We start from the raw sequence: 16,683 nt of genomic DNA on the forward strand, positions 1-16,683 counted from the left end.
CAAGACGTGAGGAGGCGAGATGACTGGAAAGCATGGCCCGGGGGACTCCGGCGAAGCGGTCGCCGATCCTCGCGACTATGTACAAGACGGACTGATCCTCATCGGTGTGAGCAAGTCCGGCCAGGATCTCGTGCCGGAGTGTATCGAACTCGCGCTCGCCAACCGGCATGGGCTCGTAACGGGCGCGACCGGGACGGGCAAGACGGTCACCTTACAAGTTTTGGCGGAAGGATTTTCCGCGGCCGGCGTTCCGGTTTTCGCGGCGGACATCAAAGGCGACCTTTCGGGAATTGCCGCGAAGGGCAATCCGGCGCCGAAACTCGTGGAACGTGCGCAGGAGATCGGCCTTACGCGCTACGGCAATACGTCGTTTCCGACAGCGTTCTGGGATATTTTCGGCGTCGATGGACATCCCGTACGCGCGACGGTGCAGGAGATGGGGCCGCTGCTGCTCTCGCGCCTGATGGAATTGACCGAGCCGCAAGAAGGCGTGCTGAACATCGCGTTCCGCTGGGCGGCCGACGAACGTGCTGCCGGCGATGACAAGATGACGATCCTGGATCTGCAGGATCTGCGCTCCGTCGTCGACGAGATGGGAAAGCGCGCGGCTGAGCTTCGGAGCAAATACGGCAACGTGGCGCCGGCTACCGTGGGCGTCATCCAACGCCGGCTGCTGGTTCTTGAAGAACAAGGTGCGGGCAAATTCTTCGGCGAGCCTGCGCTCGATATCATGGATTTTCTGAAGACGGCGCCTGATGGGCGGGGCATCGTCAACGTGCTTGCAGCCGAGAAGCTGATGAACACGCCGCGGCTCTACGCGACGTTCCTGCTCTGGCTGTTGACGGAATTGTTCGAGAAGTTGCCGGAAGTCGGCGATCTCGACAAGCCGAAGCTCGTGTTCCTGTTCGACGAAGCGCACCTGCTGTTCAACGAGGCGCCGAAGGCGGTGCTCGAGCAAGTCGAACGTGTCACGCGGCTTATCCGGTCGAAAGGTGTCGGCGTCTATTACGTGACGCAGAGCCCGGCCGATGTTCCCGACCGCGTATCGGCGCAGCTTGGCAACCGTATTCAACACGCGCTGCGCGCCTTCACGCCGAAGGAGCAGAAAGCCATCCGTGCCGCGGCGCAGACGTTCCGCCCGAACCCGGCCATCGACACCGAGCGGGCAATTCAGGAACTGAGAGTGGGCGAAGCGCTGGTGTCGCTGCTGCACGACAAGGGCGAACCCTCGATGGTTCAGCGCACGCTGATCCGGCCGCCGATGTCGCGCGTCGGCCCTCTGACGGCGGAGGAGAGAAAGGCGATCATCCGGGGCGACGACGCCAACGGCAAGAAGTACGGCCAGGGCCTCGATCGCGAATCGGCGCACGAGCGGCTGCAGTCGCGAAATACGATGGTCGGTCAGCTGAAGCAGCGACTGTCGTCGTTCTCCAACATCCTTCGCGGCAAGGGATGACGTGCTGCGAATCGTTGAAAGTCACAATCGGGGCCGTTAGATTTTTTGAAGATTCGCAGTGCCGAGCGCTTCGGTCGAAATGTTCCAACCGACCGCCGACGAGGAGAACGAGATGGGTTACTTCCGGTTTCGCAAGACGTTCACGATCTTTCCGGGCGTTCGCGTCAATCTCAGCAAGACCGGCGTCAGCGGCAGCCTCGGCGGACGAGGCGCGACACTCAACGTCGGAAAGCAGGGCGAGAACGTCACACTCGGTATTCCGGGGACCGGCCTCAGCTATCGCACGCCGCTGAGCACGACACTTTTTCTTCTGCTTCTTGCAGTCGCTGTCGTCGCCGGGATCGCCTATCTGGTTGCGCCGGAGACGGTGAAGATGCTGTTGCACTGGTGGCAGCCGCGCTGGTTCTGATCGCGCGTCATAGCCAAGTTTAGCATTGAGGCATCGACAGACGCCGGTGCCCTTTCGTTTTCGCGGTGCGAGGGCGTGATCAGCCGCTTCCTGCCGCCGCGGCCGCAGCGATTGGCTCTGGTGCGCCCGGGCGAGGCTGCTCGCCGTTGACGTTGATCGGAGCCTGGCCCGGCGGATGCTTCATCCAAATTCCGCGTCGGCCCACCTTCATGCCCTCGGCAAAAAGCGCCGCCTGATATTTGGGATCGTAAATTTCCTTGGTCTGGAAGTCGAACGAGGGCGGCACCGCAAGGAAGTTGAAGTCGGCACCTGCATCGAGGGCGACGCGATAGATGTGATAGACCTCGCCCATGTTCTGGCTCTTGATGAGCGTCGAAATGGAACGGCCGGCGATTTGCAAAGTCGTCGGCTTCACGACTTCCTGCGAGGGCGTGGCTTTGCCATTCTTGATGATAAAAATGCGCCGGATCGGCGGCTTGTCGTAAAGAACGTCAAAGGCTTTCAAGGGGGCTTCGACGGGGCTGACGAAGACCTCGCGCGTGGTGCCGCCGTCGACGTGCAATTCATCATACATCTTGCCGCCGGCTTCGACCTCGATCTGAACAGGTGGGAAGGCTGCCGGAATTGCGGCTGATGCGAGGATGACCTTGCGGAACAGTTCGGTGGCCTCGGGCGACCGGTTGAGCGCGATTTCGCCCATGTTCCAAACCACGGGACGCTGGGCATCGAGGTTCGTCGTCAGGACCAGGAGAATTCTGCCGCGCTTGTATTGAGCGGCGATGCGATCGAGGAACGGGCGATCGATGTAATAAGCGATCAGGCTCTGCAGAGGTGCCGTGCTCGAGAGAGCCGGACCGCCAAATAGACCTGACAGAATTTCAGGCGTTACCACCTGGTCCTGCTTGTATTGCGTCCAGATGGTGTGAAGCTTCTCGTCCTCGGATGGTCCGAGAAAAGCGAACGGCGCGATGATGGCGCCGGCGCTGACGCCGGTGACCAACTGGAATTCGGGGCGATCCCCGCGCTTTGTCCAGCCGGTTAACACCCCGGCGCCGAACGCGCCGTCGGAGCCGCCGCCGGAGAGCGCGAGCGTGTCGACGACCTTGCGGCCCTCGATCGTTTTGGCATGGCGGGCGAGCTGCGGCATGTGGGCGGTGCGCCGCCGGACTTCCGTCAGTGGATTGGTCGGGACTTCATCGGCCCAGAAGCGAACCCCGGGCATGCCGGGGATTTCGGCGGTTTCGGCGAGGCTCGCGCTTGAAATTCCGTTGCGCGTAAGGATCGTGGCGCAGCCGGTCAGCGCCAACGTCAAAACGAGCAAAAGAGCAACGTGCAGCCTTGGCACGAGCACTTAGATCCCCCCGGCCGCGAAATATCCCGCCTACTGCATGTGTTTTAGGGCAGCGCGAGGGCGGGAGCAACGGCGTCAAACCAGCACCGATCACAAGTCTCAGATTCAGTACATCTTCCCGTGGCGTTCGGGCATCAGATCTCGGGCTATTCCCGCCCGGAAACGGAGAGGGCGCCCATGTGAGCGCCCTTTCGCGATGTTTCGGACCTTTTGCGGGGCTATCGGCTGTCAGCCCGCGAGAGCTTCGACATGCTCCCAGTTCACGAGATTATCGAACCAGGCCTCGAGATATTTCGGGCGGGCGTTGCGATAATCGATGTAGTAGCTGTGCTCCCAGACATCGACACCGAGGATCGGCTTTGAGCCGTGCATCAGCGGGTTCTCGCCATTCGGAGTCTTAACGACTTCGAGTTTGCCGTCCTTCACTGCAAGCCAGGCCCAGCCGGAGCCGAACTGGCCCTTGCCGGCTTCGATGAAATCGGTGCGAACCTTGTCGTATCCGCCGTAGCCGTCGACGAGTTTCTGGACGTTGCCCGGCAGCTTCTTGCCGCCGCCGCCCTTTTTCATCCACTGCCAGAAATGCAGGTGATTGTAGTGCTGGCCGACGTTGTTGATGAGGCCCTGCACCTTGTCGGCATAGGCGTTCTTGACGATGTCTTCGAGCGACTGGCCCTCATATTTGGAGCCAGCGAGGAGCTTGTTGCCATTTTCGACATACGCAAGGTGATGCTTGTCGTGATGGAACTCGAGGGTCTCGGCCGACATGAACGGTGCGAGAGCATCGTAGGCGTAGGGAAGATCGGGGAGTTTCAGCGTCATAGACGGCTACTCATCTGATTGCGGGGTGGGTTGAAAGACGCGGGAAAGTAGCTTCTGCGACCGCCGCACACAAGTCGAACGCTGAACTCATGCCGTCGGGCGCAGTTCCATTCGCCGCGAATTAATATCGGAGGGCTTTCCGATTTTCGCAGATATCGGATGGTTGGCCGTGGTGTTGAAACAATTCAGTAAACTGTTTGTTTCCGGTGATTGGCACTCTTTTTTACGGATTTCGGGGACCAGTTTTTTGCCCGGGATCAAGAGGCATTGCGCCTTTCTTCTTTTGGCAGACATGCACATCATGCAACGGCAGTTGATTGCGATATTTATCCGGATCACCAAAAAGTATCATTCAAATCCTGGATTAACCGCTTTGGCTTTGTGCTATTTCTCAAGTTGAGCGTTTCGTGCGCCGATGATATTTCAGGCAATATCGGTTTTTTTGGGCCGATAAACGCTGCTGCGTGAAAATGCGCCGCATAGTAATTTATCGTTTGTCGAATATTCACGACTATTGACGAGCTTGCGTTGACAACGGACGCGTCTTGAAGATTCCTGCGCGGCGGAAGTCAGGTGACACCGTCCGTAAGCGGAGCAGATTCAACAGAGGTTTTTGGTAGCGATGCGAAAGGCAAAAACAATGGCGACGGTCAATGTCGACAAGCTTTCTCTCAAGGATCTTGTCGATCTTGAAGCGAAAGTTCAGAAGGCAATCGCCGCCGCCCGGGATCGCGAGCGGACTGAGTTGAAAAAGAAAGTCGCCGATCTCGCAGAAACGCACGGATTTTCAGTCGCCGAATTATTTGGTGCTACCCGCGGTCGCGGAGCGTCAAAAGGCAAGTCGGTCGGTGTCGCCAAATACGCAAATCCCGAGAATAAATCCGACACTTGGACGGGTCGCGGGCGCAAACCGAACTGGCTGGTCGAACGGCTGAAAAAAGGCGCCAAACTCGCCGATTTCGCTATTTGATCCCGATACGATCAGCAGGCTGCCGTATCGGGAGAAAGCGAAATTCACTTTTCCAAATCTCGATACGGCGAAGGCCGGAATTGAAGTTTTCTAAAGCGAGAAATGCTTCGGCGGCGGGCACGCGAAATTCGAAATGTGCCCGCATTTGTCGGTTATTGGTGTGCTGCTGCAACCTGGCCGCGCGGGATTTTCAAACGTGGAAGCGCAGGCGGTGTCGCCCGTCAAAGAATGACAGGGGCGTGGACACCATTTTTAGCACTCAAGCATTGACAGTGCTAGCAGTCATCAGCATATAACCGGCGCGTTCGGGCTCGCAAGCGGCCAAGACGCAAATGACGGGCGGCGGGTAGCAATGCCGGCCGTCGGCGACTTGGCCCCCAGGTTGCGAACTGAGACCAATCATTTAGCCAAATCATGAGGTTAATCCCATGGCGTTCCGTCCTCTCCACGATCGTGTTGTCGTGAAACGCATTGAGGAAGAAGCAAAGACCGCGGGCGGGATCATCATTCCCGACACCGCCAAGGAAAAGCCCCAGCAGGGCGAAGTGGTGGCCGTTGGCCCTGGCGCTCGCGATGAAGCGGGCAAAGTCGTTCCGCTCGACGTCAAAGTCGGCGACCGCGTTCTGTTCGGAAAGTGGTCGGGCAGCGAAGTAAAGATCGACGGCGAAGATCTTCTGATTATGAAAGAGAGCGACATTCTCGGCGTTCTCTCGGCCCCCTCCAAGACCAAAGCCGCCGCTTAATTCCCCTTTCCCCCAAATTGCAAAGCTTAGGAGTTGCTCAACATGGCAGCTAAAGACGTCAAGTTTTCGCAGGACGCACGTGAGAAGATGCTTCGCGGCGTCGACATTCTTGCCAACGCTGTGAAAGTCACGCTCGGTCCCAAGGGCCGCAACGTCGTCATCGAGAAGTCGTTCGGCGCGCCGCGCATCACCAAGGACGGTGTGACGGTCGCGAAGGAAATCGAACTCGAAGACAAGTTCGAGAATATGGGCGCGCAGATGCTGCGCGAAGTCGCCTCGAAGACGGCTGACCTCGCCGGTGATGGCACCACCACCGCGACGGTTCTTGCCCAGGCGATCGTTCGCGAAGGCGCTAAGTCGGTTGCGGCCGGCTCCAACCCGATGGACCTGAAGCGCGGCATCGACCTCGCCGTTCAGACCATCGTCGAAGACCTCAAGACCAACTCGAAGAAGGTCACCAAGGACCAGATCGCCCAGGTCGGCACGATCTCTGCCAACGGCGACGAAGTCGTCGGCAAGAAGATCGCCGAAGCGATGGACAAGGTCGGTTCGGAAGGCGTCATCACGGTTGAAGAATCCAAGACGCTCGATTTCGAACTCGATGTCGTCGAAGGCATGCAGTTCGACCGCGGCTATCTCTCGCCGTACTTCATCACCAATGCCGACAAGATGATTGCCGAGCTCGAGAGCCCCTACATTCTCATCCACGAGAAGAAGCTTTCGGGTCTGCAGGCGATGCTTCCGGTTCTGGAAGCCGTCGTCCAGTCGGGCAAGCCGCTCCTCATCATCGCTGAAGACGTCGAAGGCGAAGCGCTCGCAACGCTCGTCGTCAACAAGCTGCGTGGCGGCCTCAAGGTTGCTGCTGTCAAGGCTCCGGGCTTCGGCGATCGCCGCAAGGCCATGCTGGAAGACATCGCTGTCCTCACGGGTGGCACGGTGATCTCGGAAGACCTCGGCATCAAGCTCGAGACGGTCACGCTGCAGATGCTCGGCCGCGCCAAGAAGGTGACGATCGACAAGGAAAACACCACGATCGTCGATGGTTCGGGCAAGAAGGCCGACATCGAGGCTCGCGTGAAGCAGATCAAGGCGCAGATCGAGGAAACGTCCTCGGACTACGACCGTGAGAAGCTGCAGGAGCGTCTTGCCAAGCTCGCCGGTGGCGTTGCCGTTATCAAGGTTGGCGGCGCGACGGAAGTCGAAGTGAAAGAGCGTAAGGACCGCGTTGACGACGCCCTGCACGCAACGCGCGCAGCCGTCGAAGAAGGCATCGTACCGGGCGGCGGCGTTGCACTGCTCCGCGCTGCCAAGGCTCTCGACAGCGTGAAGCCGGAGAACGACGACCAGAAGGTCGGCATCAACATCGTCCGTAAGGCGCTGCAGGCTCCGGCCCGTCAGATCGCTGCGAACGCTGGTGAGGATGGCTCGGTCATCGTCGGCAAGATCCTCGAGAACTCGAAGTACGCGTTCGGCTACAATGCGCAGTCGCACGAGTACGGCGATCTCTACGCCCAGGGCGTCATCGATCCGACGAAGGTCGTGCGGTGCGCGCTGCAGGACGCAGCCTCGGTGTCGGGCCTCCTGATCACGACGGAAGCCATGATCGCCGACGTGCCGAAGAAGGACGCCGGCCACTCGCACGGCGCTCCCGGCGGCGGCATGGGCGGCATGGGCGGCATGGACTTCTAAGGAAGTTTTGCAGTCGTTCCTTGAACGCCCAGAATTCCACGAATTAAAAAGCCCCGCAGTGATGCGGGGCTTTTTTGTTGGCAGCGGGTGGGTCGCTTTGAACACTGCCAAGAATAATATCGTTGAAAATGGCTTCATTCCTATTTTCGATACATTCCGCCCTCGCTTAGTTTGCTCTTCAGTGGGCGCCATAATTTCGGATGAAGCGGACAGCGGATGCTTTTCTCATTTTGGTCGGGCCCGGTCGGTTGGCTTGAAAGGCTCTGCGTGGCCTCCGCCCGCGCCATCGGCGAAGAGATCACCGTCTTCAGCTATGACAATCACGCCAAGCTCAGCCGTCAGCTCGGGTGCGAGGTTGCCGATGCGGCGACTATTTTTGCTCGAGACCAGCTATGTGAGAACTCGTGGCCGCATTTTTCCGACCACTTCCGGCTCGAAGGCATCGAGCGCGGACTTGGCACTTGGACCGATCTCGATGTGATTTTCGTGCGTCCGCTTCCCGCGACGGATTACGTTTTCGGATGGCAGAACGACAAGCGGCTCGGAAACTCGGTTCTCCGGCTGCCGAGGGACAGCGAGCTTCTGCAATCGTACCTGGCGTTCTGCCGCGAGCGTCCGCTGCGCAAGTACGTCATGCCGTGGATGCCGTGGTACACGAAATGCGGTCGCATCGCGAAGGCCGCGTTGGGAGCGGTGTCCGGCGCTCGCGTACCGGCGGCAAAGTACGGACCGGCCGCGTTCACCTATTTCGCGGAGCGCTGCGGCGCCGATCGCTTCGCTTTCCAGCCGGAGGTGCTTTATCCGCTGGCGATTGAAGAGAAGGCAATCGCGCGGGCGTATGAGCCCGGGTATCTCGAATCTCTCATTCGGCCCGAGACGGTGTGTGTCCATCTCTGGCATTCGACGTTCGCCGGAATTCACGGGCTGCAATATCCGAAGCAAGGATGGCTTGCCGAGCGGGCCAATGCGTTGCTGTCGAAGCCTCCCGCCGCGGTGGCGTGAATGTCGAAAGCTTTCGATATTCGTCTTGCATTCGAATTGGGCGTTAAGCACCGGCCACTGGTGCAGGCTCTTCGATCGCTGATCTGATCCAGCGGCGGAGTTTACCGGTGTTGCCCTCGAACAGCAGGTAAAGAACGTGCACACAAACGAAGATCACGAACAGCCGGGCTGCGAAGTGCGTGATGGCGGCGAGTGACACGTCCGCCGACTTCGGAAAGACTCTGTCGAGCGCAATGTTGATCGGATAGTGAAACAGGTAGAGCGAATAGGAAATCCTGCTCAGATATCCGATGGGGCGGCGCGCCAATGTCAATGCATTGGTAACGCCGGACGTACACAGCCACGGCAGAAGAAGCGCCAGTCCGGTACAAATCAGCGCCTCAGAAGCAGCGGGCGGACAAGATGTGATCGTCGCGAACGATTTGCTTGCCGATGAAATTTGAAAGCCGGCGATGCCGATAGCGGCTGCGAACGCTCCAATGATTGCCATCGATCCCGGCTTGGCGCGAAGGTAGATCGCAAAGGCGCCGAGACACCAAAACGCGAGAAAGCGCGCCTCCAATATCGAAAAGACGAGAATGCCGAGCGAGAGCACCACGAACGCCGCAAGAGATTCGCTCAGCGCCAGGCAGGCGGTCGCGGCGGCGACGATATAAAACCAGATCTCGTAGGTCAGGCTCCAGAGAGGGGCGTTGCCGGCAAGCGTTGGTCCGGCGACGTTGGCCAATCCGATCATGTTGATCGGCAAGACCCACCATTCCTGTTTCGGTTCCGGGGAAGTTACGCCGAGCATGGCCGTGAGCAGGCACGCCGGAATAAGTGGCAGGAAAATGCGAGTCGTTCGCTCGATCGCGTAGTCGGAGAGGATGAAGGTTCGCGCGCGCACGCGCTCGAAAATTTTTCCGCCGACCAGGAAACCGCTCAAGACAAAGAACGCCAGCACCGCCTCGTGGCCCAGGCGGGTGAGCAGGTAGAGGACAGCGACTAACGGTGTTTGCGAGGCCACCGGTAACGCGCCGTATTCGACAAACGATGCGCCGCGGACGTGAGCGAGGCAGACTGAGAGGGCCGCCAAGCCGCGCATCATGTCGAGGCCGGGAAATTGCGAACCGCTTTTCATGGGGCCAAGCTTCGACGGTTCCGATCGCGTCGTCAATCTAAGGTTGCCATAATTATCGCAATTCAACTGAAAAATATCTCGGCGCGGCAAGCTCGATTTGGATGCGGCAGGCCGCAGGGTCGGGAAGCAGGCGAAACTTATCGCGTTTGGCCAGTTGACGTATGTAAATTAATGGCTATATTAGGCTGTAACGAGGGAGTTCCGCGCCATGGCCAAGCCCATGACCATCATAGAATTCATGAAGTTGTTCCCGGACGATGATGCTTGCTTAGAGCATCTCTTTCAGGCCCGCTTCGGCTCCGAGTATAAATGCGCCCGATGCGGCGACGTGGGGTTGTACAAAAAGCTCACCAACATGCCCGCCTATACCTGCTCATGTGGCGAGCACGTCCACCCCATGGTCGGCACGCCGTTCTATCGCTCGCATACGCCGCTGCAGAAGTGGTTCTATGCCATGTACCTGTTCACGACGACGCGCCATGGCGTGCCTGCCAAGGAACTGCAACGCCAGCTTTCCGTGAACTACAAGACCGCCTACCGGATGGGGATGCAAATCCGGAAGTATCTCGCCTATGTCGATGCCGATCCGCCGCTTGGTGGCCACGTTGAGATCGACGAGACGCTTGTCGGCGGCAAGCACTCGGGCGACGGCAAAGGCCCGCAGGCGCAATACAAGACCATCGTGCTCGGCATGGTCGAGCGGAACGGCGACGTGATTACCCGCGTCATCCCGAACGTGCGGCGCAAGACGTTGGAAGCGCACATTCTGAAGCACGTCAAGCGCGAGGCGAAAGTCTCAACCGATGAACTTCACAGCTACAAGCGGCTTTGGATGTACGGCTACGACCACGAGAGCGTGAACCACTTTTTGAAGGAATACGTTCGCGGCGACCGTCACACGAACACGATTGAGGGCTTCTGGTCGATCATCAAGCGGTCTATTCGCGGGACGCACGTCCACGTTTCTTCGCACCGCTTGCCTTTTTACCTTGGCGAGTTCGAGTTCCGCTGGAACCTGCGTCGGCATCCGGAGAAGATGTTTCCGACTCTTCTAAGACGCCTTTCGACATCGCTTCCAACAGACTTTTAAAGCGAGTGCTGTCGGCCTCGCTTGGATGTTCCTTGGCGAACTGGTCAAGTTTGCCCGCGTTGCGGGCCTCTTCGAGCGAAAGGTATTTGCCTCGGGACATTGATCCTCATTATCACGGTGGCCGATCTATGGGTAACGATCCAAGAATTTCCGAGTTTGGTGCATTTATCAATCGAAAGGATGATCGCGTTCCGCCTTCATCGCTGCTGATCTCGACCTCATAGACACCTTTTCGCGGTAACACGTTTCGTCCTGAAGCGATTACGGTCAATGCATATCGACCGGCGGACAAGTGAACTCCTAAACTACGTCCTGGCGCCAGCTCAATTTCGAACGCTCCCTGATTGCGTTCTATTTTTCGGCACAAGCGGAATGCCTTATTCCGTAGAGGATCTATACGCTCGCTCTCCCGACCACTTTCGCTTGCTAGGGTAATGGGCAGCGCTGGCAGCACGAGGTGACTGGAAACCGAAGAATTGGCGTCGCGCACCTGTATGAGCCTTACCTCGACGTCATCGATCGTTTCCGATGTCCTTGCGTTGCGAACGAAGGTTCGAATCTCAAGACCTTCAGGTCGGCCATAAAACCAATCGTGCTCGCTTGATAGTTGAACGAATTGCAGCGGCGACGGGCCGATGTGCTTTTGCACGAACTCTCGCCGGATCAGATGATAAACGCCCCATAGCGCAACCCCCATTGCTGACCCGAATATTGCGATCTGCATAAATATCGCTGTCACCTGCGCCTCCGGTATGCCGAAGCGCGCGCCGATCGTGCTGACAATAAAATCGGTAAGGAAGTTCCCGAAAACTTGCTCGAATAGCCACTTGCCGAACAGCGTGAGTGAGGCCCATAGGGCCGCCCATTTGAGCCACCCAAGGAACTTTGCAAATCCTCTCTTGACCATCTTTCTCCCCGCCAGCCCGTCTCGCTGACCATATCGCGCCACAGGGATGTGGGAAATCTGTTACATACGTCAACTGGCCATAGGCGAAACTTATAGTTGTGTACAATCTGTCGCAGGCGTTCGCGGCGGCTCGAATTCCTGTACTTTATTACTGCGCATTACTGGAAAATTTGAAGATGAGCGTCCGCATGTTCAGTCATGCGCAGGCGAAGCGAAAACTTATTCTCAAAACCCCAAGAAAAAGGAAGAATAAATGTCGGCCGATATCCTGTCCCAGCTCAAGACCTTACACGACGACGTTCGAGCGCGTATCGAAGCCACGACGGACTTCAGAGCCATGAAAGCCGTCGAGCGTGTGATCGGTGAACTCAATGATATTTTCGCTCCATCGGCGATGGCGGAGAGCGCGGCCGTAGAGGCCGAATCCGTGCCGGAAGCGGTGGTGGCAGCGGAGCCGGCCGAAGCCGCTGGGGAGGCGTCCGCGGCCGCGGAAGAAGCCTCTGGTCCTGAGACTGCCGATGCCCCTGCGTCTGAAGCCGCCGCTGAGCCGACGGTCGAAGAGGTGGTGGAGGCCGCGGTCGTCGAGACGGCTGAAGCAGCCGGTGAGCCGGTAACGGAACCGGCCGTGGAACAGGCTTCAGCCGAACCCGAAACGGCGGTCGAGGCGGCGGCTTCAGAGGCACCGGTCGAGGAAGCCGCGCCGGTTGAGGAAGCGCCAGCGGCCGAGGAGGCTCCAGCCGTTGCAGAAGCCGCGGCAGAAGCTCCTGCTGCCGAAAGTGTGTCTGCCGAGCCGGAGCCCGAAGCAGGAGAGCAGGCAGCTTCCGGCCAAGCCGCCGAGTCGCCACCGGCCGCTGCGGAGGCAACTCCGGAACCCGAAGCACCCCAGGCGTGCGCTACGGCTTGCGATTCCGGCGAAGCTCCGGTCGCCGAAATTCCTGCCGAAGATAAAGAGCTGGTTGCCGCGATCGTGACCAACGGCGCGGCGCATCCGGCCGAAGCTCCAGCGGCAGCTCCAACGGCCAACTGACGTCCTCCAAGAGCCAAGTGGTTGTCGTGACGGCGAAAGCCCCGGTGGAATGCCGGGGCTTTTGCGCAATCGCGGCGAAGTGCGGGAACGGGGGCGGCTTGTTTCGGTTTTCAGGCTTGGCAGATGCGCGGGCTGACTTAAATCATCAGGTTCAATGAAAAGAAGAAGCCTAGGGAGGTGCAATCATGAACGGCGTTGAAATCCACGATCATGCGCGCAAGCTCTACAGCGCCCAGGGTGCAAAGGCGTTGGCGGAAGCCGCGCAGATGGTTCGCCGCTACGAGAAAACGGGCGACGAGCGCGCGGCAGAAGACTGGCGGCGCATCGAACTGGCGCTCCGGCAGATGCAGGGGCCGCGCGTCAGTTAGGCTTGTCCGTTGCCCTCGGTTCGGCTCTGTCGGGGTACGCCTCGGTGAATTTGAACGCTGCGTACAAAGCTCCGATAGTCAACAGAACGCTCAATTTGTGAGGGACGTCGGGCCTGAACAGAAGAATGAGATCGGCGACGATGATGGCGGCGAATGCAGCCAGCCAGACGAGAGTGATGACTTGATTGGTCCGGAGGAATTGCGGGCTGTCCCACAAGTCTCGTGGGACGGTCTCGCGTGCGTATTGGATCGTGAAGGGGCGGCCGACCACCAACGAAAACAGCACGATCGCGAGCAAGCCGATATCGACCGCGAGCTTCACGCCAACGATCGGCCAATTCGCGTTCGACAGGTAGGCATAGACGGCCAAGCCGCCAAACAAAATGCACGTGCCCACTTCGAGGATTTTCGCGGAATGTCCGAGCACGATTTCTCGGCCAATCAGGCCAAGCGAAATCAGTGCGGCAATCGCTAGTGCTGCAGTCGGCGATATAAAGTGGTTCAGAACTGCAAAAGCAACGAACGGCGCAAAAGCCAAAAGCATGAAACTTCCCCCCGCGTGATGAACTCTCGCTTATGTCACCGCGATAAGGCGGCTGCTCGTGAGCGAAGAAGTTCAAGGGGGAGAGTACATTTGCTTTTGGGATGTATAAAGACGAAATCGCCTGCTGGGTTCGGATTGGTCGCGAGAAGCTGATCCGCAGAACGCCCTCTTATGGAATCCTGGCGCCGATCCGCGCGATCGCGGCGTAGTCGAAGCGGCCTTGGTGAAAGTCCGCGGTGCGTCCGTGACGGCGTGCCGTCTCCCGCACGACGGATTCGAGATCAAGGCGCGGTGTGACGCTGAACTTTGTCAGCCACGCGCGCATCCCTTGCCGCGCCAAGGCGGGCATCGCGGCCATGGTGCCGAAGTCGACGATGTGGAGTTCGCCCGACGGCGCAAGCTGAGAGACGGTGCGGTCGACGACCGCCTGCCATGGCGGGATCATCGACAGCGCATATGAGATGAAAATGCGGTCGACGGAGTCGAGGCCGAAAAGCTCGCTGGACGAGAATGATGTCGCGTCGGCTTGCGCGAGCTTAATGTCGGCGGGGAACTGGCTGCGCGCTATCGAAGCGCGCGCCGTTTTCAGCATCTCTTCCGAAACGTCGAGGCCGAAGAATTTTGCGCGCGGATAGCGGCGCGCGGCGTGCAGCAGATTGCGCGCGGTACCACAGCCGATTTCGAGCACCGTACCGCTTGGCGGCGGGTCGAGTCCGGCAATCATCTCGTCGCGGCCGATGAGATAATAGCGTCGCGTCAGATCGTAAATGTAGCGCTGATGGCGGTACATGCCATCCATTGCGCTGGCGGCAGTTTCGGTCATCGCGCCGGTCAAGCGTTCTTGAGGTAGAGGTGGAAGCCGCCATAGATCGCGGAGCGGTCCTTGGCGTGGATCTCGGCCGACTTGGCGGCGTCGTACGTCCATAGCTTCAGGATCGCGTCGGCGACGCGCCCGGGCAGAATGCTGTCCTCGCCCGCTGTACGGAAGATGACGCGAGCGCCGGGCCGGGCGGTCCGGGTGATCTCGCGCCAGAGCGAATTCAGGGCGTCGTCGTCCATCCAATCCTGGGCGTCGAGCAGAATGTAGCGGTCGAGGCTTTCGGCGGGTTCACCAGACAGGAAATGGATCATGTTGTCGTGGACGACCTGGACCCGATTGGCGCGGGCCTTGACGGCCATGAAGTTCGCTTTTTCGAGATAGGGCGGGCAGGGGCCTTCGCCGTGCGCCGCATAACCGCGGCCGAAAGCCTGCCAGGCGAAATAATTGTCCTTGAGGTCGAAGCCGGTCGCCAGGCGTTCAGCGCGCTCCTTCAATACTTCCGACATCGGCCGGGCGCCGCCTCCCGACAATGCGTCGTACTGGACGGGCGGGATACCCAAGCCGAACAGCGAAGCGCGGTTCGAGGTGATCCAGCGCAGGATCGGATGGGCAAAGGCTGGTCCGATTTCGCGGTTGAAGATCTCGCGCTGCTCTTCGATCGAACCGGCTTCGAGCAGGCGCTTCGGATTGGCGCCGAAAACGTGGGCGGCGAGATGACCGGTGGCGATGAAGCGGCCGAGCAGGCCGAAGTGATAGAAGTTGCGTGCGAAGCGAGAGATGCGGCGGCGGCCGGTCAGCTCGCGACCTTCCCAATAGGCGCGCGTATCGGCGTCGAGATGGGGCGCGATCAGATCGTTATAGAGCGCGACGTTGCGGCGATCGTTGGCGGCGCCGAAGAAGCGGAAAAACGTGGCGTGGTTCGGCAGATGCTGTGCGGCCGCGACCTTGAGCTTTAAAAGCGCGATGTGGGTGGCGTTGAGGTCGATCGCGTAAATGCGGGCGGGGTTCGCCGCCAGGTAGCTCATGACATTGCAGCCGCCGGACGCGATCGTCATGATGCGGGTTTGTGGCGTGATTTCGAGCGCTTCCATGTCGGCGCGCGGGTCTTCCCAGATCTGCGGGTAGACCATCGAGCGGAAGGCGAACGTAAATGTGCGTTCGAGAATGCCTGCGAGGCTCAGCGCACGATTTTGGTGCACGGCTTCGCTTAGCAGATCCGCGCTCGTCGGTTCGAGGGCTTTGGCGGTTGCGTTCACTTGCGACTCCCCGTTCGCCGGCTCGCTTTTCGTCCGGCATAATTGCCGTTAAGCGGCTTCGATAAACCAGCGGCCCGAAGGTGCTTGTGACGCGCGGGCGGCCAGATGTTCTTTCCAGCGGATGATTTCGAATTTACCGTCGAAGCGTTCGCCGATGGCGGTGCAGCTTTCGACCCAGTCGCCGCAGTTCAGGTAGTGAATGCCGTCGATCGTACGCTCGTTGGCATGATGGATATGGCCGCAAATGAGGCCCTGGGCGTCGCGACGTCTGGCTTCTCCGGCGAGAGCATCCTCGAATTCGCCGATGTAGTTCACCGCGCTTTTGACTTTGTGCTTCAGGAACGCCGACAGCGACCAGTGGCCGAGACCCAACAGGCGGCGTGCGAAATTCAGCGGCACGTTGAGCGCGAGCGCGGCGTCATAGGAGCGGTCGCCGAGAAACGCCAGCCAGCGGGCATAGCGGACGACGACATCGAACTCGTCGCCGTGCAGAATGAGGTAGCGCTTGCCGTCGGCGGCTTCGTGAATGGCGTCGCGGCGGATCTCGACGCCGCCGAAGTTCATGCCGGCGTATTCGCGCAGAGCGTCGTCATGGTTGCCCGGAATGAAGATGACGCGGGTGCCTTTGCGCGATTTGCGCAGGAGTTTCTGCAGGACGTCGTTATGGCTTTGCGGCCAGTAAGGTCCGCGCCGCACCTTCCAGAAATCGACGATGTCTCCGACCAGATAGAGGTTCTGGCATTCGACGTATTTCAGGAAGTCTAGAAGGGCGGTTGATTGGCAATTGCGCATTCCGAGATGGATGTCGGAGACGAATACGGTGCGGTAGTTCAATTCCGGGTTCGGTGCGCTCAATGTCGGCCCCCAGTCAGCACGCTTTCCATAAATGCGGCTTTGCATTTCATGTAAAACGTAGGACCGGATTCATGTAACAGGCGTATGACGAAGCGGTGCGACGGGATGGATCCGACGCGCAAATCCGGGCCTTGTGGGCGTTTACCAACAGTGTGCTGAAGAGCAGGGCCGGCGCCGCGTCAGCAGGATGGCTGTCGCAGAATCGTTATGCGCCGTGATTGAAGAAGCGCTGCCACTGAAGCGGGCAGCGCGCTCGA

At 59.4% G+C, this 16,683-nt stretch carries 17 protein-coding genes; 9 read left to right on the forward strand and 8 right to left on the reverse strand.

Going from position 1 to position 16,683, the window contains the following annotated elements; genetic code table 11:
• Positions 1-19 precede the first annotated feature (19 nt).
• Positions 20-1,456, forward strand: coding sequence for a helicase HerA-like domain-containing protein (locus QM780_RS01150; protein WP_415068647.1), 1,437 nt, complete (start codon positions 20-22; stop codon positions 1,454-1,456).
• 58 nt (positions 1,457-1,514) lie between these two features.
• Positions 1,515-1,865 (forward strand): DUF4236 domain-containing protein, encoded by a 351-nt coding sequence (locus tag QM780_RS01155; RefSeq protein ID WP_415068648.1) that lies wholly within the window; start codon positions 1,515-1,517, stop codon positions 1,863-1,865.
• A 79-nt stretch (positions 1,866-1,944) separates the two neighbouring features.
• Here QM780_RS01155 and QM780_RS01160 read toward each other — a convergent pair whose 3' ends face one another.
• Together QM780_RS01160 and QM780_RS01165 are read right to left on the reverse strand one after the other, a co-directional pair.
• Positions 1,945-3,216 carry a patatin-like phospholipase family protein gene (locus QM780_RS01160; protein WP_415068649.1) on the reverse strand — a complete coding sequence of 424 codons (1,272 nt, stop codon included), beginning with the start codon at positions 3,214-3,216 and terminating at the stop codon, positions 1,945-1,947.
• Between the two features lie 228 nt (positions 3,217-3,444).
• A complete protein-coding gene (locus tag QM780_RS01165; RefSeq protein WP_415068650.1) occupies positions 3,445-4,035 on the reverse strand; it encodes a superoxide dismutase in 591 nt (196 codons plus the stop codon).
• A 640-nt stretch (positions 4,036-4,675) separates the two neighbouring features.
• Here QM780_RS01165 and QM780_RS01170 point away from each other — a divergent pair.
• From QM780_RS01170 to QM780_RS01185, 4 genes are all read left to right on the forward strand, one after another.
• On the forward strand, positions 4,676-5,005 hold the full coding sequence (locus QM780_RS01170) for an H-NS family nucleoid-associated regulatory protein (RefSeq protein ID WP_415068651.1): 330 nt from the start codon (positions 4,676-4,678) through the stop codon (positions 5,003-5,005).
• A 428-nt stretch (positions 5,006-5,433) separates the two neighbouring features.
• The gene (gene groES / locus QM780_RS01175; RefSeq protein ID WP_415068652.1) at positions 5,434-5,748 is read left to right on the forward strand and encodes a co-chaperone GroES; all 315 of its coding nucleotides are present in this window, start codon (positions 5,434-5,436) and stop codon (positions 5,746-5,748) included.
• Between the two features lie 42 nt (positions 5,749-5,790).
• Positions 5,791-7,437, forward strand: coding sequence for a chaperonin GroEL (groL, locus tag QM780_RS01180; protein WP_415068653.1), 1,647 nt, complete (start codon positions 5,791-5,793; stop codon positions 7,435-7,437).
• Positions 7,438-7,704: 267 nt separating this feature from the next.
• The gene (locus QM780_RS01185) at positions 7,705-8,439 is read left to right on the forward strand and encodes a hypothetical protein (protein WP_415068654.1); all 735 of its coding nucleotides are present in this window, start codon (positions 7,705-7,707) and stop codon (positions 8,437-8,439) included.
• A gap of 43 nt (positions 8,440-8,482) precedes the next feature.
• Here QM780_RS01185 and QM780_RS01190 read toward each other — a convergent pair whose 3' ends face one another.
• Complete coding sequence (locus tag QM780_RS01190; protein WP_415068655.1) at positions 8,483-9,559, reverse strand: acyltransferase family protein; 1,077 nt, start codon at positions 9,557-9,559, stop codon at positions 8,483-8,485.
• 208 nt (positions 9,560-9,767) lie between these two features.
• Between QM780_RS01190 and QM780_RS01195 the strand changes: the two genes are divergently transcribed.
• Entirely contained in the window at positions 9,768-10,649 is an 882-nt protein-coding gene (locus QM780_RS01195) for an IS1595 family transposase (RefSeq protein ID WP_415068656.1), read from the forward strand.
• A gap of 112 nt (positions 10,650-10,761) precedes the next feature.
• Here QM780_RS01195 and QM780_RS01200 read toward each other — a convergent pair whose 3' ends face one another.
• Positions 10,762-11,556 carry a hypothetical protein gene (locus QM780_RS01200; RefSeq protein ID WP_415068657.1) on the reverse strand — a complete coding sequence of 265 codons (795 nt, stop codon included), beginning with the start codon at positions 11,554-11,556 and terminating at the stop codon, positions 10,762-10,764.
• A 253-nt stretch (positions 11,557-11,809) separates the two neighbouring features.
• Here QM780_RS01200 and QM780_RS01205 point away from each other — a divergent pair, with 253 nt between their 5' ends.
• Together QM780_RS01205 and QM780_RS01210 are read left to right on the forward strand one after the other, a co-directional pair.
• Complete coding sequence (locus QM780_RS01205) at positions 11,810-12,583, forward strand: hypothetical protein (protein WP_415068658.1); 774 nt, start codon at positions 11,810-11,812, stop codon at positions 12,581-12,583.
• 185 nt (positions 12,584-12,768) lie between these two features.
• Positions 12,769-12,951, forward strand: a complete 183-nt coding sequence (locus QM780_RS01210) for a hypothetical protein (protein ID WP_415068659.1) — start codon at positions 12,769-12,771, stop codon at positions 12,949-12,951.
• Here QM780_RS01210 and QM780_RS01215 read toward each other — a convergent pair.
• The 4 genes from QM780_RS01215 to QM780_RS01230 form a co-directional block, all read right to left on the reverse strand.
• Positions 12,944-13,495 carry a hypothetical protein gene (locus QM780_RS01215; RefSeq protein ID WP_415068660.1) on the reverse strand — a complete coding sequence of 184 codons (552 nt, stop codon included), beginning with the start codon at positions 13,493-13,495 and terminating at the stop codon, positions 12,944-12,946. The two genes, QM780_RS01210 and QM780_RS01215, sit on opposite strands and share 8 nt — an antisense overlap.
• 169 nt (positions 13,496-13,664) lie before the next feature.
• A complete protein-coding gene (locus QM780_RS01220) occupies positions 13,665-14,318 on the reverse strand; it encodes a class I SAM-dependent methyltransferase (RefSeq protein ID WP_415068661.1) in 654 nt (217 codons plus the stop codon).
• A gap of 8 nt (positions 14,319-14,326) precedes the next feature.
• Positions 14,327-15,571, reverse strand: a complete 1,245-nt coding sequence (locus QM780_RS01225) for a DUF3419 family protein (protein ID WP_415068662.1) — start codon at positions 15,569-15,571, stop codon at positions 14,327-14,329.
• Between the two features lie 48 nt (positions 15,572-15,619).
• Positions 15,620-16,426 (reverse strand): UDP-2,3-diacylglucosamine diphosphatase, encoded by an 807-nt coding sequence (locus QM780_RS01230; RefSeq protein ID WP_415068663.1) that lies wholly within the window; start codon positions 16,424-16,426, stop codon positions 15,620-15,622.
• Between the last annotated feature and the right edge of the window lie 257 nt (positions 16,427-16,683).

This window comes from Hyphomicrobium sp., assembly GCF_047600905.1.
Classification (GTDB): domain Bacteria; phylum Pseudomonadota; class Alphaproteobacteria; order Rhizobiales; family Hyphomicrobiaceae; genus Hyphomicrobium_B.